Source organism: Bacillus paramycoides (genome assembly GCF_001884235.1).
Lineage (GTDB): Bacteria > Bacillota > Bacilli > Bacillales > Bacillaceae_G > Bacillus_A > Bacillus_A paramycoides.
The window spans coordinates 1-18,461 of the sequence record NZ_MAOI01000005.1; the positions used below are offsets into that span (position 1 = coordinate 1).

Annotated in this window: 12 protein-coding genes and 1 pseudogene; 6 read left to right on the forward strand and 7 right to left on the reverse strand. The window is 33.0% G+C overall.

The window, feature by feature from the left end; translation table 11 throughout:
• Positions 1-927, forward strand: a 927-nt coding sequence (locus BAU28_RS00295) for an RNA-guided endonuclease InsQ/TnpB family protein (RefSeq protein ID WP_071717360.1), incomplete at its 5' end; no start/stop codon positions are given.
• A gap of 759 nt (positions 928-1,686) precedes the next feature.
• Here the strand turns inward: BAU28_RS00295 and BAU28_RS00300 are convergent.
• The 3 genes from BAU28_RS00300 to BAU28_RS00305 all read right to left on the reverse strand — a co-directional run bounded on the left by BAU28_RS00300 (position 1,687) and on the right by BAU28_RS00305 (position 5,938).
• Positions 1,687-1,887, reverse strand: a complete 201-nt coding sequence (locus tag BAU28_RS00300) for a DUF1657 domain-containing protein (RefSeq protein WP_003198197.1) — start codon at positions 1,885-1,887, stop codon at positions 1,687-1,689.
• A gap of 292 nt (positions 1,888-2,179) precedes the next feature.
• Positions 2,180-2,353 (reverse strand): hypothetical protein, encoded by a 174-nt coding sequence (locus BAU28_RS30265; protein WP_165615139.1) that lies wholly within the window; start codon positions 2,351-2,353, stop codon positions 2,180-2,182.
• 318 nt (positions 2,354-2,671) lie between these two features.
• Positions 2,672-5,938 carry a VaFE repeat-containing surface-anchored protein gene (locus BAU28_RS00305; protein WP_071717361.1) on the reverse strand — a complete coding sequence of 1,089 codons (3,267 nt, stop codon included), beginning with the start codon at positions 5,936-5,938 and terminating at the stop codon, positions 2,672-2,674.
• Between the two features lie 759 nt (positions 5,939-6,697).
• On the opposite strand from BAU28_RS00305, the gene BAU28_RS00310 reads away from it, so the two are divergent.
• From BAU28_RS00310 to BAU28_RS00320, 3 genes are all read left to right on the forward strand, one after another.
• On the forward strand, positions 6,698-8,377 hold the full coding sequence (locus tag BAU28_RS00310; RefSeq protein WP_071717362.1) for a helix-turn-helix domain-containing protein: 1,680 nt from the start codon (positions 6,698-6,700) through the stop codon (positions 8,375-8,377).
• Between the two features lie 512 nt (positions 8,378-8,889).
• Positions 8,890-9,516: a chloramphenicol phosphotransferase CPT family protein gene (locus tag BAU28_RS00315; protein WP_071717363.1), complete on the forward strand. Its 627-nt coding sequence runs from the start codon at positions 8,890-8,892 to the stop codon at positions 9,514-9,516.
• Positions 9,517-9,739: 223 nt separating this feature from the next.
• Positions 9,740-10,141: a DUF6157 family protein gene (locus BAU28_RS00320; RefSeq protein ID WP_071717364.1), complete on the forward strand. Its 402-nt coding sequence runs from the start codon at positions 9,740-9,742 to the stop codon at positions 10,139-10,141.
• Positions 10,142-11,070: 929 nt separating this feature from the next.
• Here the strand turns inward: BAU28_RS00320 and BAU28_RS30810 are convergent.
• Positions 11,071-11,376 (reverse strand): annotated as a pseudogene (locus BAU28_RS30810) (hypothetical protein).
• A gap of 446 nt (positions 11,377-11,822) precedes the next feature.
• On the opposite strand from BAU28_RS30810, the gene BAU28_RS00335 reads away from it, so the two are divergent.
• Positions 11,823-12,698 carry a hypothetical protein gene (locus BAU28_RS00335; RefSeq protein ID WP_071717365.1) on the forward strand — a complete coding sequence of 292 codons (876 nt, stop codon included), beginning with the start codon at positions 11,823-11,825 and terminating at the stop codon, positions 12,696-12,698.
• 796 nt (positions 12,699-13,494) lie between these two features.
• On the opposite strand, the gene BAU28_RS00340 is transcribed toward BAU28_RS00335, so the two are convergent.
• From BAU28_RS00340 to fabF, 3 genes are all read right to left on the reverse strand, one after another.
• Positions 13,495-13,866, reverse strand: a complete 372-nt coding sequence (locus tag BAU28_RS00340) for a hypothetical protein (RefSeq protein WP_071717366.1) — start codon at positions 13,864-13,866, stop codon at positions 13,495-13,497.
• A gap of 1 nt (position 13,867) precedes the next feature.
• Positions 13,868-14,689: a ParA family protein gene (locus BAU28_RS00345; protein WP_071717367.1), complete on the reverse strand. Its 822-nt coding sequence runs from the start codon at positions 14,687-14,689 to the stop codon at positions 13,868-13,870.
• An 830-nt stretch (positions 14,690-15,519) separates the two neighbouring features.
• On the reverse strand, positions 15,520-16,755 hold the full coding sequence (fabF, locus tag BAU28_RS00350) for a beta-ketoacyl-ACP synthase II (RefSeq protein ID WP_071717368.1): 1,236 nt from the start codon (positions 16,753-16,755) through the stop codon (positions 15,520-15,522).
• A 122-nt stretch (positions 16,756-16,877) separates the two neighbouring features.
• On the opposite strand from fabF, the gene BAU28_RS00355 reads away from it, so the two are divergent.
• Positions 16,878-17,729, forward strand: coding sequence for a helix-turn-helix transcriptional regulator (locus BAU28_RS00355; RefSeq protein ID WP_071717369.1), 852 nt, complete (start codon positions 16,878-16,880; stop codon positions 17,727-17,729).
• The last annotated feature ends 732 nt before the right edge of the window (positions 17,730-18,461 follow it).

Sequence of the window (18,461 nt, forward strand, 5' to 3'; positions counted from 1 at the left end):
TTTCAGGAAGTGTTTGCGCGCTTGGAAAAAGCCTATAAAAAGTTCTTTAAAAAGGATGCTGGCTATCCAAAAATGAAAAGTTTTAAAGAATATCGTTCTATTACTCTTACTCAATTTGGTATGTTCAAATATAAAAAGAAGGATGGTTCCTTGGGGACAAGCCGTCGTATGTGTTCTCTCACAAAAGGCGGTAAACTTCTTATCTCGAAATTAGGGGTCATTGATATCAAATGGCACCGTAAATTAGATGGCCGCGTTAAACAAGTTGTCATAAAACATCAAGGAAACCGTTGGTTTGCGACTTTTTGTGTTGAAAAACACGTAAACCAAGATTCTATTTGTGATGCAAATAAAACAACTGGTATTGATGTAGGCATCAAAAAATTTGCGGTTCTATCTAATGGAGAAGAAGTTCAGAATCCTACGTTCTTACGCAAAGAAGGGCGTAAATTAAAACGTGCGCAACGTAAACATTCAAAAATGAAAAAAGGTTCGAAGAACTGGTGCAAGCAAGTAGACAAATTACAACAAATTCATACGAAGATAGCGAATCAACGTAAGGATTTCTTGCACAAACTAAGCTTCCGATTAACCAACAGCTATGGTGTAATTTGTATAGAAGACCTAAAAATCAAAAATATGGTACGTAACCGTCACCTAGCAAAATCCATCCACGATGCAGGTTGGGGGATGTTCCGTACATTCCTCTCCTACAAGGCAAAACGAAATGGTGGATGTTTGGTAATGGTAAAACCGCACTACACGTCACAAAAATGTTCGAATTGCGGGGAAACAGTTAAGAAATCACTTTCTGTTCGTACGCACGTATGCAAACAATGTGGTACTGTACTGGATCGTGACCACAATGCAGCGATTAACATTGAAAAAGCCGGCTTAACGCAAATTGCGTATCAGCCAACATATTAAATGTATATAACATCTATATAACTGTAGGGCAAGGTCTTGTCCGAACAGTATAATCTACGCCTGTGGAGAGCGTGTAAGACCGAATCTCGTAAGAGATAGGCAATGCTTGTAGAATCAGGAAGCCCCCACTTCAAGCGGTGATAATCGGTAAGTGGTGGTAGTTCACAGCTACAGTCTATGTTTTTAAGTTGAAATTAGAGTACGATGAATTAAATGTCGAAATTATGAGAATTATGTGTTTTTTTGTTGATTTATGTTATTTTTAATGTTATACTCATAACAACAAAGAAAGAGTAAACGAAAACCCTTAGCGATTAAATTATCAGAATTTTCATTCTCTTTATCGGTTACTTCATGTGATTTACACGTTTGTGTATTGCTTTTCCACTCTTTCTTTGTTTTTCCCTATAAAAGAAAACAACCTGTTTTTATCCAAGTTGTTTTCTCTTATAAAGATTTAATTTGTTTTTTTTATAACATTTGGAATTACTATTTTAAAAATTATTATTGTTTAGGGGGGATAGTTAATAGTTTGAACATTTAACGAAGAGTTTTTATTACAATGGAGTGGATCCAGAAAGAGGTGAAAAATAAGAAATTTGGATGTTAGGTTTTTAATTTTGGAGAAGGAAGAATAAAAATATAGTGGACATACAATTACAATAAAGGAATGCAGTATAGATCAGTATACTTGCATTCCTTTGCTATGCTAAATACACTTCCATGTGGACGATACTCTATGTGAAAGGTATTATGTTATTACTTGTACTGAGGCTCTTCTTGTTCAATTTGCTGAAGACGAGGATTTAAAGATTCAATAATTTCTTGAGTTTGTTGTGCTGCACCTTTATATAATTGTTTTGCTTGCTGGTTATCAGTATCAAGAACAAATCCTTCTAGGCATGCTTGAGCACTCTTTAATCCAGCGATAGTCTGTTTAAGCTTAGTACTTACTGTCATGTAGCATTTCCTCCTTGTAAATGTACTTCAACATATAGAGTACCTATTTTGTTAGCATAGTACGATTTCTAATTTTAGGTTTGTCTGAATGAGAAATTTTACAGTTAATTATTCGAAGGCGGGATTTTTTAGCTAATAGATACATGGAATACCGTTAAATGGCGAGTAGTTTACTTAACTAACATCCTATTTTGAATCGGACGAATTGTAACGGAATTAGAACAAAACCGCCAAAAAATGGTCTTGTTCCTTGTTTTCTTTAATCAACTATCACAACGGAGACTCAAATAAATCATCTTGCCGTAACGTCTTTAACTGCATCGGAAATACGGTCAACTGCTGCTTTTCCAGCATCTTCAACAACATCAATTGCATTTTGTACTGTATCGCTTGCCGCTTCAATCCCACGTTTTGTTTTGTTACGTCCTTGGTCAATGGCAGATTGATTTCGATTTTGCTCAGTCATTCTTTACCCCTCCTTAAATCGCTCTTCGACCTTAGTATACGAAAATATTGTTTTGTCATTCATACAATAAAGTCATTTTCATATTGCAAAAGAAAACGGTATAACTTGGAAAACCATCTACATAATAAAGCACGACCATTCTAATTAAGACAGGAGTCCTGCCAATCAAATGACATAAAACCCACACTAATATCACTTATATGGTTTAAAAAATCGATAATATTATGCTTCCTCTTACGGCAAATTTATAAGTAAAAAAATAAAAATGAAAGGTCTTCTAATTATTAGAAGACCTTCTGTGTAAAAATTATATAGTTATTATGCGTTTCTACGTTTGATAAATAATAAAGTTCCAAGAGCTAATAATAATAGGCCAGCGCCCATTGAGATCCACATGGATATATCTCCACCTGTAACTGGTAATATTCCTGATTTTAATGTCTTTTCTGCTTTAGGTTGTTCTGATGTTGGAGTGCTTTTATCTGGATGCGGCTGATCAGGTTTAGGTTGGTCAGGTTTAGGCTGGTCAGTTTTTACCTCTTTAAATTTCACTGTTTGACCCATATCTTCAATTTCAGAGTGAATTGCTACTAAGATATCATCTTGATACAGTTCTTCAAATACTACTACTTCTTTACCTTGTAGTTCAGAAGCATTAAATGTGAAGTCTAGTGTGATAGAACCATTTTTCTCTTTTGCAGTAAACTTAGATTCTGCTGTTACTTCTTTACCATTAACTAATAATGGTTTGTTTGTTGCTTTATCCATTAGTTTACCTTTTACAACGTACTCTTTACCCACGATTAAGTCTTTGTATTCCACTTTATCTTGGATAGTTACAGATTTAGAAGCGTCTAACTCTTTAGAACCATCAGCTTTGTTTGTAGCTGTTGTTTTAATTGAAGGCTCTACGAATCGAACTGTTTGTCCTTCATCATTGATGTCAGCGTGAGTTGCAATTACTTGACCTTCATGTAATAAGTCTTCAAACACTACGACTTCTCTTCCTTGCTGTTCAGCGCCAACGAAAGTAAAGTCTAATGTTACAAAACCATTCTTTTCTTTTGCAGTAAACTTAGTCTCAGCTGTTACTTCTTTACCATCAATTAATAATGGTTTGTTAATAGCTTTGTTCATTAGTTTACCTTTTACAGTGTACTCTTTACCAACAACTAAGTTAGTATACTCTACTTTGTCTTGGATAGTGATAGAATCGTTTGCATGAATCTCTTTTCCACCATCAGCTTTGTTTGTAGCTGTTGTTTTTACAGAAGGCTTAACAAACTTAACTGTTTGACCTTTGTCGTTGATATCAGCATGTGTTGTAACAATTTTTCCGTCTTTCAGTACATCTTCGAATACTACTACTTCTTTTTCTTCTAAACCAGTTGCATCAAATGTGAAGTCTAATGTAATAGAACCATTTGCTTCTTTTGGTGTAAACTTAGTTTCAGCTGTTACTTCTTTACCATTTACAACTAATGGTTTATTAGTTTCTTTATCCATTAATTTACCTTTTAAAGCGTACTCTTTATCTACTTGTAGGTCTTTGTATTCCACTTTATCTTGGATAGTTACAGACTTAGAAGTGTGCATTTCTTTTGTACCATCGTTTTTATCAGTAGCTGTTGTTTTTACTGATGGAATCTTTACATCTTTGACAATATGTTTAATGATTTGACCATTCTCTTTAATCTCAAAAGAGAACGTTTCTTCATTCAATACATAACCTTTTGGTGCAACAGTTTCCTTATATGTGTATTTTCCAAATGGTAACTTTTCAAACTTCGCGATACCTTTATCGTCTGTTTTTCCTTTTACTACTTCTTTTCCTTCTTCGTTATAAATGGTAAATTCTGCATTTGGAAGCTTGTTGTTTCCATCAGCTACATCAACTTTTGTAATTTCTAGATTACCTTTGATAAGATGATTAACTGCTAATAACTCAATAATTTTTCCGTGTTCCTTTATTTCGAACACATTTGGTTCTGTAATAAGAACGTAACCATTCGGAGAAGACTTTTCTACAAATGAATATTTACCATACGCTAAATCTTTGACGTTAACTTCACCATCTTTATCTGTCTTATATTCCCCAATTACTTTTCCACTTTCATCTTTTAGCTCGAATACTGCACCTTCTAATTTTTTACTGATAACTTCATTATCTACTTTTAGTAATTTTACACTGCCTTTCACTTTAGTATTTTCCACTGTAAAAGTAAGTGTTTTATTGTGCTCTTTAATTTCAAAAGGATACTTTGTTTTATTTCCAACATATCCATTAGGTGTTTTTGTCTCTAAGAAATAATACTTACCATACGTAAGATCTTCAACGTTTGCAATTCCATTTTCTTTTGTTACTACTTTTTTCACTTCTTTTCCATCTTCAGTAAAGACCGTGAATTCAACATTAGGTAAAACCTTTCCGGAATCACTAAGTTTTTTAATTTCGATGTTACCTGTTACTTTGTTGTTTACTACTTGAACAGCTCCTGTTTCCCCCGTCTTGACTTCAATAGTTTGTGGTTTATCACCTGAAACATAACCTGTTGGTGCTTTAATTTCTTTTACTGTGTAGGTACCAATTGGTAGGTTATTTAATTCAGCAGTGCCACCAGCACCAGTCGTGATTTTTCCAACTGATTCATTATTTGCATTAAAGACTTCAAATACTGCACCAGCTAATACTTCTCCATTTTCTCCAACCTTTTTAATTTTTAAAGAACCAGCAGCTTCCCAATTTACTGCAAAGTCACTACTAAGCTTTTCCTCATTTCTTTCTAGTAGTACTGTAGCATTCTGAACAGTATCAGTACCTCGATAAGCAATTGCTTGAACTTTAGTTAAATTTGCAGCAACACTTAGATTAAATTCACCTGTTTTTGTATCTTTAGGAATTTGGATGCGGAATTTTTCCCCAACTGAAAGCTGATCTTTCACTTCTCCATTTTCACTAACAATTTTAACTCCATTAGGTGCATTTTTCGCTACTACCTTATAAGAACCACTCTTAGCATTTGTTTGTACTGTGTATAGGTTTGTTTCAAAGAACTCACCCTTTAATTCTGCCTTTTGCTTTTCAGCAGGAATCACATTCATAAAAATATCTTGAGTATCTTCACTTTTATTTGCAGCATTAATAATTGTCTTAGCCGCTTTTTCAACATTTTTATTCTCATGCTTTAATTCATTTACATCAAGTTGGCCTAATGCATTCCAAACCGCAAGCTGAGTTGCATAATGTGCTTCATTCTTATTAGCTACTCCCAGTTGTTCTACACTTTTTTGTGGGAAACCATTTAATAGGACCCTATATACTACATTATCTGTTTTCCCCATTTCAGGAAGATCTTCACCATTTGGTGATTTTAATCCCAGAGTTAGGCAATAAGCGATTTGGCCACTTGAATTTTTAATAATTTCAGTTCTAATATACTTTCCTAATTGATTACTGTAACTCCAGTCCATCGAATACTTTTCGTGAGTCATAACTTCTGCACTAGCCCTTGGTAAAAATACATTAAGGAATAATGCCAGTACTGATAATAATGTAAAAACTCTGATAATAACTCTCTTACCCAATTTTGAAACCTCCCTAAAATAAATTAATCTGAGTATATATCGCAATATCCAAAACATTCACGAACGACCCGATTACCATTATAAAACAAAAAATTACAAATATTATATAAATTCGCTAAAAATGTCATACAATTTACATATTTTGATATTTTTCAAGATTTTAAATGAATTTACTATATACAAATGCCAAAAAACTCCTATATTTAACAAAACAATTTTGTATGTTAAGTATGTAAATAGACGCTGTTTTTGCTCAAGTTATTAATTTTCTACATTATTTTTTAGCTAGCGGAATAGGTAGCTGTAGCCTTAGAATAAAGTTTGATTAAATTAACTTAATAAACCTTGATAAAAGAGGCAAGTTAAAAAAGCGTGTTTTGAAAAAAGATTGTTCAAAACACGCTTTTTCTATATTCAATTGGATCATCCTTTCATAAAAAAGTTTGATAATTTTTGTTATCCTTGCTCAATTAAAGCGCCCTTTACCTCATTTTTATTTGATAAGCTTTTTCAAGAGTTTCTTTTAGGTGTTCACTTCTCTTTGCAATTTGGATTTTACAAATCGATAGAGTCTTGTATAATCATTTACAGAGCGGGTTATAAGTATGCAAACTAGAGCCCTTAACATGTTAACAGCGAAATGAAAAGGAAAGAATTTTCTGATTTCTTTTCTAGTTTTATAAAAAGGAACATCATATAGCTAATTATTTTCAAATTCAGATCAATAATAAATAAATGTATATAAGGAGCCGAATTTATATGGAAGACGTTCTACAATTGTTTAGAGATGCATTATCAATAACGGAACAATTGTATAAACAAGATGATCAATTGTGGCATAAATGGGTTTCCTATTATGTTGACGTTGAAGCAGATAAAAGTAAAATTGTGACTTCAGAGTACCTTTCTCCGTCATTTTCAATGCTTGTACAGTGGCTAGAGCAACAACAAAGAAAAGGTATTTCTTCTCTAGATATATTTAGAAATATAGATCATTACAAATTAATTATTCATGAGACCATAGGTGTCTTTATTGAACAAGAGTTTCGTAAAAATCAGACAGCTAGTACTATAGTGCATACAGCAACAAGTGAATCAGATGCGAACATATTGAATGAAAACTATTTAGAAGTAAATAACTCCGCGGTCTATTATAAGTTAAGAGATGGAATAGCTAAAAATCAATTTGAAGAAGATGAAAACACACGGTTAAAATCTTATCCTATTGAAACAAAGGATAGTAATGGAGTGGCACAGCTTTCCTCTCATAAAGATGAAGATCTAAAGTTAACGAACATTGAAGAGACAGCAAGATGGAATACATTAGTAGATGGTGTAATGAGTAATATGGATGATTTAACTGCAGATTGTTTAGATACCATCACGATTCAATGGTTGAATGAAGCAAAATCGCCTGATGAATTTATTGATTTTTCATATGAACAAGTTTTAGAAATGTGCAGTATCTCAAAGGCTAAGGCAAATGGTGTTGAATATTATAGGGTGGAAGATAAAATTAAAGTTGCGAAGCGGATTGCGGCCCTAGCGAGTATTTTTATATATCTAAATGATGACAATGAAGTAGTCGTATTAAATGATCGCGCTGAAACAGGTAAGCATTATGAAGTAAAACGTGAGGTAATTAAAAGGCTATTTGTATTAGATTCCGTAGTTCTATGGAGAGATAAAAACACAAACGAATACATGGGGATAGAATCGTGTCGAATCAAACCGGGAAGTTTCTTATCCGGATATCTATATGGATCTAATAGTACTACCGCATTATTATCAAAAAAGGCACTTGAATATAATAGTTATAGACACAAATATCATAAAAGATTAATTCGATATTTGACATGGCAATGGAGAATACGTCAAATGTTTTCTAGCTTACAAAGACCTTATTCTATAGGTGGAGATAAAGGCTTGTTAGCAGTTATGGGTATAAACCAGAAACAAAAACCTAATCGTATCCGCGAACAATTAGAAAATGTTCTTAGTGATTTAGAAAAAGAAGAAGTAATTTCTCATTGGGAATATCATAATGGTTTAGAAGAAGAAAAACTGACAAAGAAGAATTGGTTTAAAAACTATTATTCACAGTTAGGAATAGTAATATTGCCACCCAAAGAACTAATTAGTTCAATGGAAAACTTAGCGAAAAAGAAAACAATTGATACAATACATGAAGAAAGTCAGCCAATAAAAACTATAGAAAAACCATTAGATACTAGTGCAAATGAAGAAGTAATCAGAGAGAAAATAGAGTTTATGCATATGAAAAAGAATATAACTATGCGAGAACTTTCAATAGAGATAGGTATATCGCAGCCTACTCTTTCTAGATTTTATAATAAAAAAACAAAACGTCTCTCTAGTACGGCGAGAAGCAAATTAAATCAATGGTATAAAAGACAAATGATCATCGATAAAATGTAAGTTAAAAATTAGTATTAAAAAGAGTCCTAGAAATAGGATTCTTTTTAATGTAGTTATTGAATTTGCCTGTTTTAAAATATACTAAAAAATATAGAAATATCCCTATTTAGAAACGGGGATATTTCTATATTTTTTTTTGTGATATGAACCATAAGTTTGCCGGAACGGCAAGCTTATGATTCTTTTTGTTTGCGGCAAACTTATGCTTCCAGGATTTGAAGAATATTTTTAATGTCGCTTTTAAATAAAGTCACAGTGTTTATAAAAAAGACGCGATGTTTTGTCCCTTTGGATCTGTTTATCTAAAGAGATGTTTTTATAGTGAAAAGAAGATCTGAACTGAAAGGCGGATTAAGGAACTGTTGAGTAGCAATAAAGTTACTCCACTAAAGGGCCAGATTATGAAATAAGAAAGGACTATTGAGGATTATTCTTGAATTTGTAAGTTATTCCTTTAAAGGGAAAATCGGAGTTGAGATTACAAGGTAGAATCATGAAAGGGGTATTCCTGTATGTTACCAATGGATAAACCTGGACAAATTGTTATTATGAACGGCACTCCTAGATCTGGGAAATCCAGCATCGCCACTGTAATCCAGAGCACGTTTAAAGGTGTGTGGATGAACTTAGGAGTAGATTGGTTCATGCAAATGACCCCAGAACGCTATCAGCCAGGTATTGGATTACGTCCTGGTGGCGAGCGACCCGATATTGAGCCCTTGGTTATACTTATGTATAAAGCCATGTATGAGTCTATTGCTACACACAGTCGTTTAGGGATAAACGTCGTAGTTGATGTCGGTCATCATGACAATTATTCCGTCCCACGGGGAATTCTGCCCGAATGTGCACGGATACTAAAGGGACTGCCAGTTATGTTTGTGGGGGTACATTGTCCAATTGAAATTATTATGAAACGACGGATAGAAACATGGAAAGTTGGTGACTCAGAAGATGGTTCAATCCCATTACCAGTAAAACTATGGCAAGAGTCCGTCCATGAGCCCGGTATTTATGACTTAGAAATCGATACTTCAGTACTAAACCCTGAAGAGTGTGCTAATTTAATTCGCTTGAGGCTCGAAAATGGTCCACCCCCGACAGCATTTCAATTCATTGAACAAATGGGAACTGGCTAATGCTTTGTTATGGCACGGATTACAGTATAAACCGCGGTTTTTCTATGAATCAGGTGATTATTTCACCCTGATATTGTAGATCAATCTTCCATTAAAGGGCGCTTTTGTTGAAGAACTTTTTTGAAGTCGATTCCTAAACTTGGAAATATAATTCCTGGATATTTTTATAATTATAAATATTATATATCTTTATGAAAAATTGGTTTACTAAGGAGGTTATTATATGAGTTACAAGAATACACTTATTACCATTTCAGAGGATTCAAAAGCTACTTCTGCCATAGTACCTGTCACCAGAAACGGAAAACCTACTATTGCTTCTATTGAATATGATTTAATTAAGAATAATCCTTATAAATTTACACAAGAAGACGTGCAATTTAAAACTTATTTAATCAAAAATCAAATAGAAGAAGAAAATACAGATGAACTGCGAAAACAATTTTTTTCAAAATCTATGGCTTGCTTCAGAGCTTCTCCTTTAGTGAAAAATTATGGTTTGGGAATACACTATAACGATCAAGGGAAAATTGCCATTTATGATATTAAGAGTGAAATATATAACCAATTGCCTAATCAAGATAAGATTACTAAATTAAAAGGTATGCGTTCGAAAAGAAAATAAAACAGTATCTTATTATAAATATCTTTTATTAAAGTAAACGGTGCGTTAGTAAAATAACTTAGAGGATATTTTTGCAGCTCTTTCGCATTTTCAATCTTCCACAATCGGGCGCGATTGTGGAGCAAACACAGGTAGAAAAATGATCAAACTTTATTACAAACCAACAGCATTCATGGCAAGCTTATGGGTTAATAATTAATCCACGGCAAAGATATGCTTCCTTTAGCGGCAACTTTATGGGGAAAGTTACATTTTTGCTAATAATTTAAATTTCCTTTTCTGTTCAAGAGCTAATTAATTTTCTACATAATGATTAATCAGTAAACTAACTATTTCATGAGTATATTTCCTATCAGTGAGTTTCATTAGTGCTCCAGGCTCTTTCTTAGATTAACTAGAAATTTTAATATTGTCCTGTTGATTTTTAAATTTGTTTTTCTCCTACAGGTTCACTTGTTTTTGCTAACTATTAGGTGAAGAAGAAGGAATATCTTCGCTATTTTTGATAATAACAATAGGGATATATAGAAATATCTACTTGTGGAAATAGGGATATTTCTGCATTTAAAAAGAAAATCACAGCAATGATATGTGGTACCTATTATAGAATTAAAAAATAATACATAAATCATTGCTGTCAAAAGAGATTAACTACAATGAAAATAAAACTTCCTGATTTTAACAAGATAAAAAGAATGGTGCTACTAGCTCAAAAACAATGGGTTGTTAGTACTGATCAGTAGCTTAGTACAAGAAAAATATTAAACAGTTTACTTTAGAGAAAAATCCATTGATGAAGGAATAACATGAGGAATTTGCAGCGGCGAGAGAAAAGAAAAAGTCGTGGAGAAAGTTCTAGTGATGCAATTTTTCAAACTACAAAATATAGAAATATCCCTATTTCTATATTTCTAAATCTCTGTTAATAATTAAAATTTCCTTTTCTGTTCGGGAGTTAATTGATTTTCTACATTATGATGTATAAGTGAATCCATTATTTCTTGAGCCTATTTCTTATTAGTGAGCTTCATTAGTGTTCCAAGCTCTTCATGAGCTTGGCTAGAAATTTTAAAGCTGCCCTATTGGTTTTTAAATTCCTTTTTCTCTTATACATTCACTTGTCTTTACTCGTTTTTAGGTGAAGAAACAGGAGTATCTTCGCTATTTTTGATAACAAAATCAGTGATATATAGAAATAGGGAAATTTCTATACTAAGGGAGAGGAGCACAGGGATGATATGTGGTACACGTAATAGAATTATAAAATTAAAGGATAATGCTTAAACCATTGAGGTCAAAAACGATAGGCTACAATGAAAATGAAACTAAAATGATATTCCTGATCTTGAAGAATTAAAAGCGTTGGAATTAGCTATTCAAGCAATTGATAATTTTTCTAATAAATAACTCATCTAACTAAATTGAGTAACGGGTACTTTAGTTCAACGTGAATTAAACAAAATATAAGAGCTTTACTACAAAAAAATATAGTAAGGCTCTTATATATTTATTGTGTTGTTTAATTTACAATAAAGTCGTTTAAAACATAATAAAGTTGTTTTAAACGACTTTATTAATTGTTTCGTTAAGATTGTAAAGAAGTGTACTTAAGCCAACGTGGCAGTTTAGTTGAATGAAAATGTTATAATATTATTAAAATTTAAGAAATGTAGGGTGAAAAATGAAGAGTATTAAAAGATTAATTCAAGTCATCTTAGTAAGTACATCATTCCTAATTCTTAGTGGATGTTATTTCCCTAAAGATAAACTGAATCAACCCATACAAGAATATTTAAAAACAAACTATGGAATACAAGGTGAGTTTTCTGTTATTCGGACAGATAATAATTGGCTTAATGGGATTGACCATCAAACTTATGTAGAAATTAAAAAGCCATATCGTACTTATCCGTTTCTAATGATTGAAAGAGATACTTTGAAAATTTTAGAAGATGATAGTGACGATATCTATCTCGAACAATTCAAGGGCGCATATATTGAGCAACATCCAGAAGTAGTTCAAGTAATGAAACAGATCATAAAAAAATATGGGTTAGTAAAATATCCTAATAAAGCTGTCACAGAAGAAAATGGTCCTATTCGTATATTTCCTTATGACAACATTGAGTTAAATATAAATAATTCTCAAGAGCTACTTGATAATTTTAAAAAGACTCAAAAGATTGATACTACTGGACTTTTACCTACATTAATACCAAGTGACCCCCGACGTGAAAATTATAATAGCAGGTATGTAGGTGTGGTGAATTTTCTATTTGAATTTGACATGAATAAAAATAAACATCCTATTCCAAAGGCCAACGATCTAATTGAGGACTTTCAAAAAAGTGGGGTATTAACAAAAGGGATATACAACATAGATATGTTAGTAGATGATTCAAATCCAGATCATTTTGTGGGATGGGAATATAATAATGTAGCTTTGTTTGAAGTCGATGAAAATGGTGAATACACGATAATCGCTACTCCTAAATATGATGATTTAGATAGAACTTACTATTATGGTGATTACGCAGCTAAAAAAAATATAGAATAGAATTTTAGGTTGAATTACTTAATTGGAATTGACTAAAAATACAAGTGGTTCTAGCCCTATTATTGACACTCCCACCCCTAAAGGGGCCAACTGACTAAAATCAGTGGGATTCTTGCTACCAAAGGCGAAGTCCATTTCTGGTATCGCTGACGTGCAAGATTGCGGTGTGCCATCACCACTCCCACAACAGACCATATAGGTTCGTGGGCTACGGTACTGTGACCATACCGTACAGATTGTTGGTTCTCAAATGTTTTTACGTCTTTTGCATGACTATGAATAAAGTATACCATGTTTTGCTACGCAAAGACGATACTTGCATCCCACGTCTAAAGACGGACTAAAGTCCTGCGTGGGCTTTCCCGTATCGTAAATTCTGTAATAAACCTCCTCATATTTACATATATCGAGAAAAGCTCATGATATTGAATTATCATAAAGTCCAATCGTATATTTAATTATATAGACGAAATAATTATTTTCCCAAAAAAATTATTGGGGATTTAAGGGGTTAGTTGAAGAGGAGATGTGCTTATTATCTTCCACAATAGGGCGCTATTGCTGAATAAACCTTAGATTTTTAATCGACTTTATTGTTATATTTTTGAGTACAGTGAAGTATCTTATATCGAAAATTAAACAACTATATTTTAACCCCGTCTTAAATTTAGAACGGGGTTATTGTTGCAGTGGGTGAGAGAAGGAAAGGTTGTGGAGGAAGTTCTGGTGAGGCTATTTTTTAAAAACAAAAAATATAGAAATATCCCTACGTAGAAATAGGGATATTTCTATATTTCTAAATCTCTGTTAATAATTTGAATTTCCTTTTCTGTTCGGGAGTTAATTGATTTTCTACATAATGATGTATAAGTAAATCTATTATTTCATGAGCATATTTCATATTAGTAAGTTTCATTAGTGCTCCAAGCTCTTCCTTAGATTGACTAGAAATTTTAATACTACCTTGTTGGTTTTTAAATTTCTTTTTCTCTGGTGTTTGCTCCTTCTTTTGTTCCTGCTGATTTACTTGTTCTTGTTCATTTTTAGGTGGAAAAGTAGGAGTACCTTCGCCACTTTTTGTTACAACTGAATCCTCGTTTGGGATATAAGGATCTGTTGGGTCAAAATTGCTCTTTTTTCTGCCTAATAATCCAGGAGTTCTTGCCATGTTATACACCAACCTTCATACTTTCAAAAACATTGATACGAGATAATAATTCATCACTAATTTTTTCGTATAGTTCTATTACATTTAAATCATGTCTATCATTCTCAGTAATACCGTTAACATCAAACCTTTTAATACGTTCCATCTGTGGAACGATATTTTTAAATAGGTTTTCTTCACCAAAAATTTCACGAGCATTTTCCATAATGTATTCATCCACTTTACCATTATTTTTTAATAGCACTGGAAGAATACCTACAACTTCAATATCAAGATTATATTGCTCTTTTAATTTTATTAGTTGGTTAATGTAGTTTTCTGCACCTGTAAGGGAACGTTCTTGTGTTTGTAGAGTTATAAGAACATAATCAGAAGCTACAACTGCATTTTTTGTAACTTCAATTGACATAGGTGGAACATCGATAAATATGTAATCGTATTTATGTTTTATTTGCTCAAGTAATCCCTTAAAGTAGAAATCTTCTTCTTCTTCCGAAGAACACGATTTATATAGAAATTTTGCGAAATCCTGAAAATCAACATAAGAAGGAATTAAATGTAAATTTTCCATTATTTCAACTTCTAATCCATCTAAATTCCCCTCTTGAATCCCTTTCATCAATGTTTTATTTAAAGTTACCTTTTCGTCAGGATTAAGGATAGATTTTGTTAACATAAGAGATTTTGTTGCATTACTCTGTGGATCAAGGTCAACGAGTAATGTTCGTTTCCCCTTTTTTGCGAATTCATAAGAGCTTAATACAGCATTAGTGGTTTTACCAACGCCCCCTTTGTAATTCCCAACAGTAATTGTAATAGCCATTTATACCACTCCATTTATTTTCTAGGATATTCCCCTATATCCCTATTTTTATATTCTAGTGAAAAGATTAGATATATAGGGAAATATCTAATTATAGAAATAGGGATATTTCCATGTTATAAAGACGATTATAGCAGTGATATGTGGTGCATGCAATAGAATCTGTCATTTATACCACGCCATTTATTTTTTGAAAAAGTCCTTATGTCCCCATATTCCATGCCTATCAAGCTAGGAAAAATAAATATCCCAAAAAGAGAGAATTGATGTTGCATAAGTGTAACTTGATGGTAGAGATATAGAAATAGGGATATTTCTATATTAGAAGGAGGATTATAGTTATGATAAGTGATACATACAATGGGATCAGTAATTTTCAAGAGCTCCCCCTATACCATCATTTCTATAATAAAAGTAGAGACGTAGGGAAATATCTAATATAGAAATAGGGATATTTCTATATTAGAAGGAGGAATATAGTTATGATAAGTGGTACATACAATGGGATCAGTAATTTTCAAGAGCTCCCCCCTATATTATCATTTCTATAATAAAAGTAGAGGTGTAGGGAAATATCCAATTATAGAAATAGGGATATTTCTATATTTATTGAGGGGTTATAATAGTGATAAGTGTGGCTTTAAAACAAAGTTTGATAATTTATAAAAAAGTCGGATCGTTTAAAATAAAGATTGATAATATGTAAAAAAGTTTGATCAAAATCCTATGTTGATGTGCAGGATTTTTTCTTATTCAGCAATCGGGCCATTTAATTGAATAAATCTAACCGTTTCTAGAGGAAACGGTCAGATTGACGAGAGAAAGTTTATTCACTCGTATTTCTTTAAAACAATAGCTGCATTATGACCTCCGAAGCCAAATGAGTTAGATAGACCTATATTTATTTTCACTTGGCGAGCAACAGATGGTACATAATCCAGATCACATAATGGATCAGGATTTTCTAAGTTAATTGTTGGAGGAACTATCCCTTCCTTTAAGCTCATTGCTAAAGCAATTGCTTCAACTCCACCAGCTGCCCCTAACATATGTCCAAGCATAGATTTATTAGCTGTTACTGGAATCTGATAAGCTTGTTTTCCAAACAGCTGCTTAATAGCCATCGTTTCAGAGATATCCCCCACTTTTGTACTTGTTGCATGGGCACTAATAACATCAATTTCTTCAGGCGATATATTGGCATTTTTTAAAGCTGATCTCATTGCAAGATAGGCACCTTTACCTTCCGGATGTGTAGCTACGATATGGTGTGCATCTGAACTTGCACCATATCCAATGACTTCTGCATAAATCTTTGCCTCTCTACGTAAAGCATGAGATAAAGATTCTAAGATTAGAATTCCAGCTCCTTCTGACATGACAAATCCATCTCGATTTTCATCAAATGGACGACTAGCATTAGTGGGATTATCGTTTCTTGTTGATAATGCTGTAGCGTTACCAAAGCTTGCTATTGATAAGTCTGTTATAGCTGACTCCGTTCCACCCGCAAATATAACGTCAGCCTCTCCAGAACGAATTAGTCTAAAGGCTTCTCCGATAGCTGTATTTCCAATTGCACAAGCAGAAACAGGTGACATAGAAGGTCCCATCGCATTCCACTTGATACTAATTTGTGCTGCAGCAGCATTAGACATTATGGCAGGTACTAGAGTTGGGCTGACTCTTCTTGGCCCCTTCTGCCTAAGCGCATCAACATTTTCAATCAAGGTTTCAATTCCTCCGATACCTGAACCTACATATACGCCTAACCTTTCTACATCTATACGATCGAGGTCTAACTTAGAATCTGACAAAGCTTGTTCAGCTGCAGCCAAAGCAAATTGAGAAAAACGATCTAATCGTCTTGCTTCTTTCTTTCCTAAAACTTCATCTGCATCAAAATCTTGGACGATACCCGCAATTTTTGTTTTATAATTTGTAACATCGAAAGTATCGATATTGACTATACCAGATTCCCCTTTAATTAGATTGTTCCAAAATGTTTTGATGTCGTTTCCTATAGGAGAAACTACTCCCATACCAGTAATCACAACTCTTTCCACTTTGCATTCCCTCCAATCAATAATATACTTGTATTTTACAGTCATTTTATCCTATTACAAGGGGGGATTTATCCTAGTATAACTACTACTAGGTTAAATTGATAAGATAAGGAGTTTTAAAAATGAATAATAAAACTAGGCGTGAAGCTCTGTCGGCATTCTTAAAAACTAAGCGCGCCCAAATTAGTCCAGAGTCTATTGGTTTGCCTGCCGGAACCAGGAGAAGAACACCTGGGTTACGAAGAGAGGAGGTTGCACAGTTAGCAGGTGTAAGCACCACTTGGTATACATGGCTAGAGCAAGGAAGAGATATAAAGGTTTCTACAATCGTACTTGATTGTATTTCTAAAGCTTTGCAATTAAATAATGATGAAATAGACTACTTATATGACCTGGCATTAGAAACAAATTCAGAAATTACAAGTCCAAAAAAGGATCAATCAAAGCTTAGCCCTTCTTTAATACGAATACTAGATGAATTAACATATTGTCCGACTATCATTACGGATCGACATTGTCATATTGTGGGCTGGAATTCTGCAGCTGCTTATGTTTTTTTAGATTTTGAACAAATACCGAATGATCAAAGAAATTTGATTCGTTTAGTGTTCGCTAGAAAAGAATTAAAAGCATTGGCCGTCAATTGGGAACATTTTGTGAAAGGTTTTCTTGCTATTTTCCGTACCTATTATGGACGCTATTTAGACGATGAATGGTACAGCCAGTTTATTAAAGAAATGAGTCATTCACATTCAGAATTCCAGGATTTATGGCAAGAAAGTCAAGTGAGTAAGGCTCCAGACATGATAATTGAATTCAGACATGCTAAAGCAGGCAAAATGTTGTTTAATTTAACTTCTCTTCAAGTTCAAGGTGATATGGATTTACGGTGCAGTATCTATACGCCAGTAGGGGAAACAGATACAGAAAATAAATTAAAGCGATTAATGAAGAGGGTTTCCGTTGAAAATTAATAAAGTAAGTTCATTACATTGGCAAAATGATACTGATTACTGAACAAAGTCATTATTCCTTATGGGAAAAAGAGTTAACTTTACTGTTTCCTTTTTGTTCCATGGGTGGATGGCGTTAGTTGAAGGAAAATAAGCTAATTTGCATTCGGATTTCTATTTTCGGTATTCCATTATAGGGCGCTTTAATGGAGGAAAGATCACAAAAATGATCAAACTTTTTTATGAAAGATAAATAGTCAATCTCAAAAGTGGAATCCATTTTGATCAAAGATTTTTCAAATTGGATTCTTTTTCTTTACCATAAAATATGGGTTTGTGAGGTATTTGTAATCAAACTTTATTTCAAAGCTACAATAAGTGGTACATACAATAGAATCAGTAATTTTCAAAGGCGTCCCTTATACCATCATTTCTAATAATAAGAGTATATATATAGGGAAATATCTATATTATAATAGTGATGTGATGTGATGTGCAGTACATACAATAGAATCAGTAATTTTTCAGGGACACCCCCTATATCATCATTTCTATAATAAAAGTAGAGACGTAGGGAAATATCCAATTATAGAAATAGGGATATTTCTATATTACAAGGAAGATTATAGTAGTAATAAGTGGTACATACAATGGAATCAGTAATTTTCAAGAGCTCACCCCTATATCATCATTTCTATAATAAAAGTAGAGACGTAGGGAAATATCCAATTATAGAAATAGGGATATTTCTAT

Coding starts and splice junctions, on each gene's coding strand:
- BAU28_RS00320 (WP_071717364.1), top strand. CDS start 9,740: ATGAGTTACAAGAATACACTTATTACCATTTCAGAGGATTCAAAAGCT.
- BAU28_RS00310 (WP_071717362.1), top strand. CDS start 6,698: ATGGAAGACGTTCTACAATTGTTTAGAGATGCATTATCAATAACGGAA.
- BAU28_RS00355 (WP_071717369.1), top strand. CDS start 16,878: ATGAATAATAAAACTAGGCGTGAAGCTCTGTCGGCATTCTTAAAAACT.
- BAU28_RS00315 (WP_071717363.1), top strand. CDS start 8,890: ATGTTACCAATGGATAAACCTGGACAAATTGTTATTATGAACGGCACT.
- BAU28_RS30265 (WP_165615139.1), bottom strand. CDS start 2,353: ATGACTGAGCAAAATCGAAATCAATCTGCCATTGACCAAGGACGTAAC.
- BAU28_RS00300 (WP_003198197.1), bottom strand. CDS start 1,887: ATGACAGTAAGTACTAAGCTTAAACAGACTATCGCTGGATTAAAGAGT.
- BAU28_RS00340 (WP_071717366.1), bottom strand. CDS start 13,866: ATGGCAAGAACTCCTGGATTATTAGGCAGAAAAAAGAGCAATTTTGAC.
- BAU28_RS00345 (WP_071717367.1), bottom strand. CDS start 14,689: ATGGCTATTACAATTACTGTTGGGAATTACAAAGGGGGCGTTGGTAAA.
- BAU28_RS00335 (WP_071717365.1), top strand. CDS start 11,823: ATGAAGAGTATTAAAAGATTAATTCAAGTCATCTTAGTAAGTACATCA.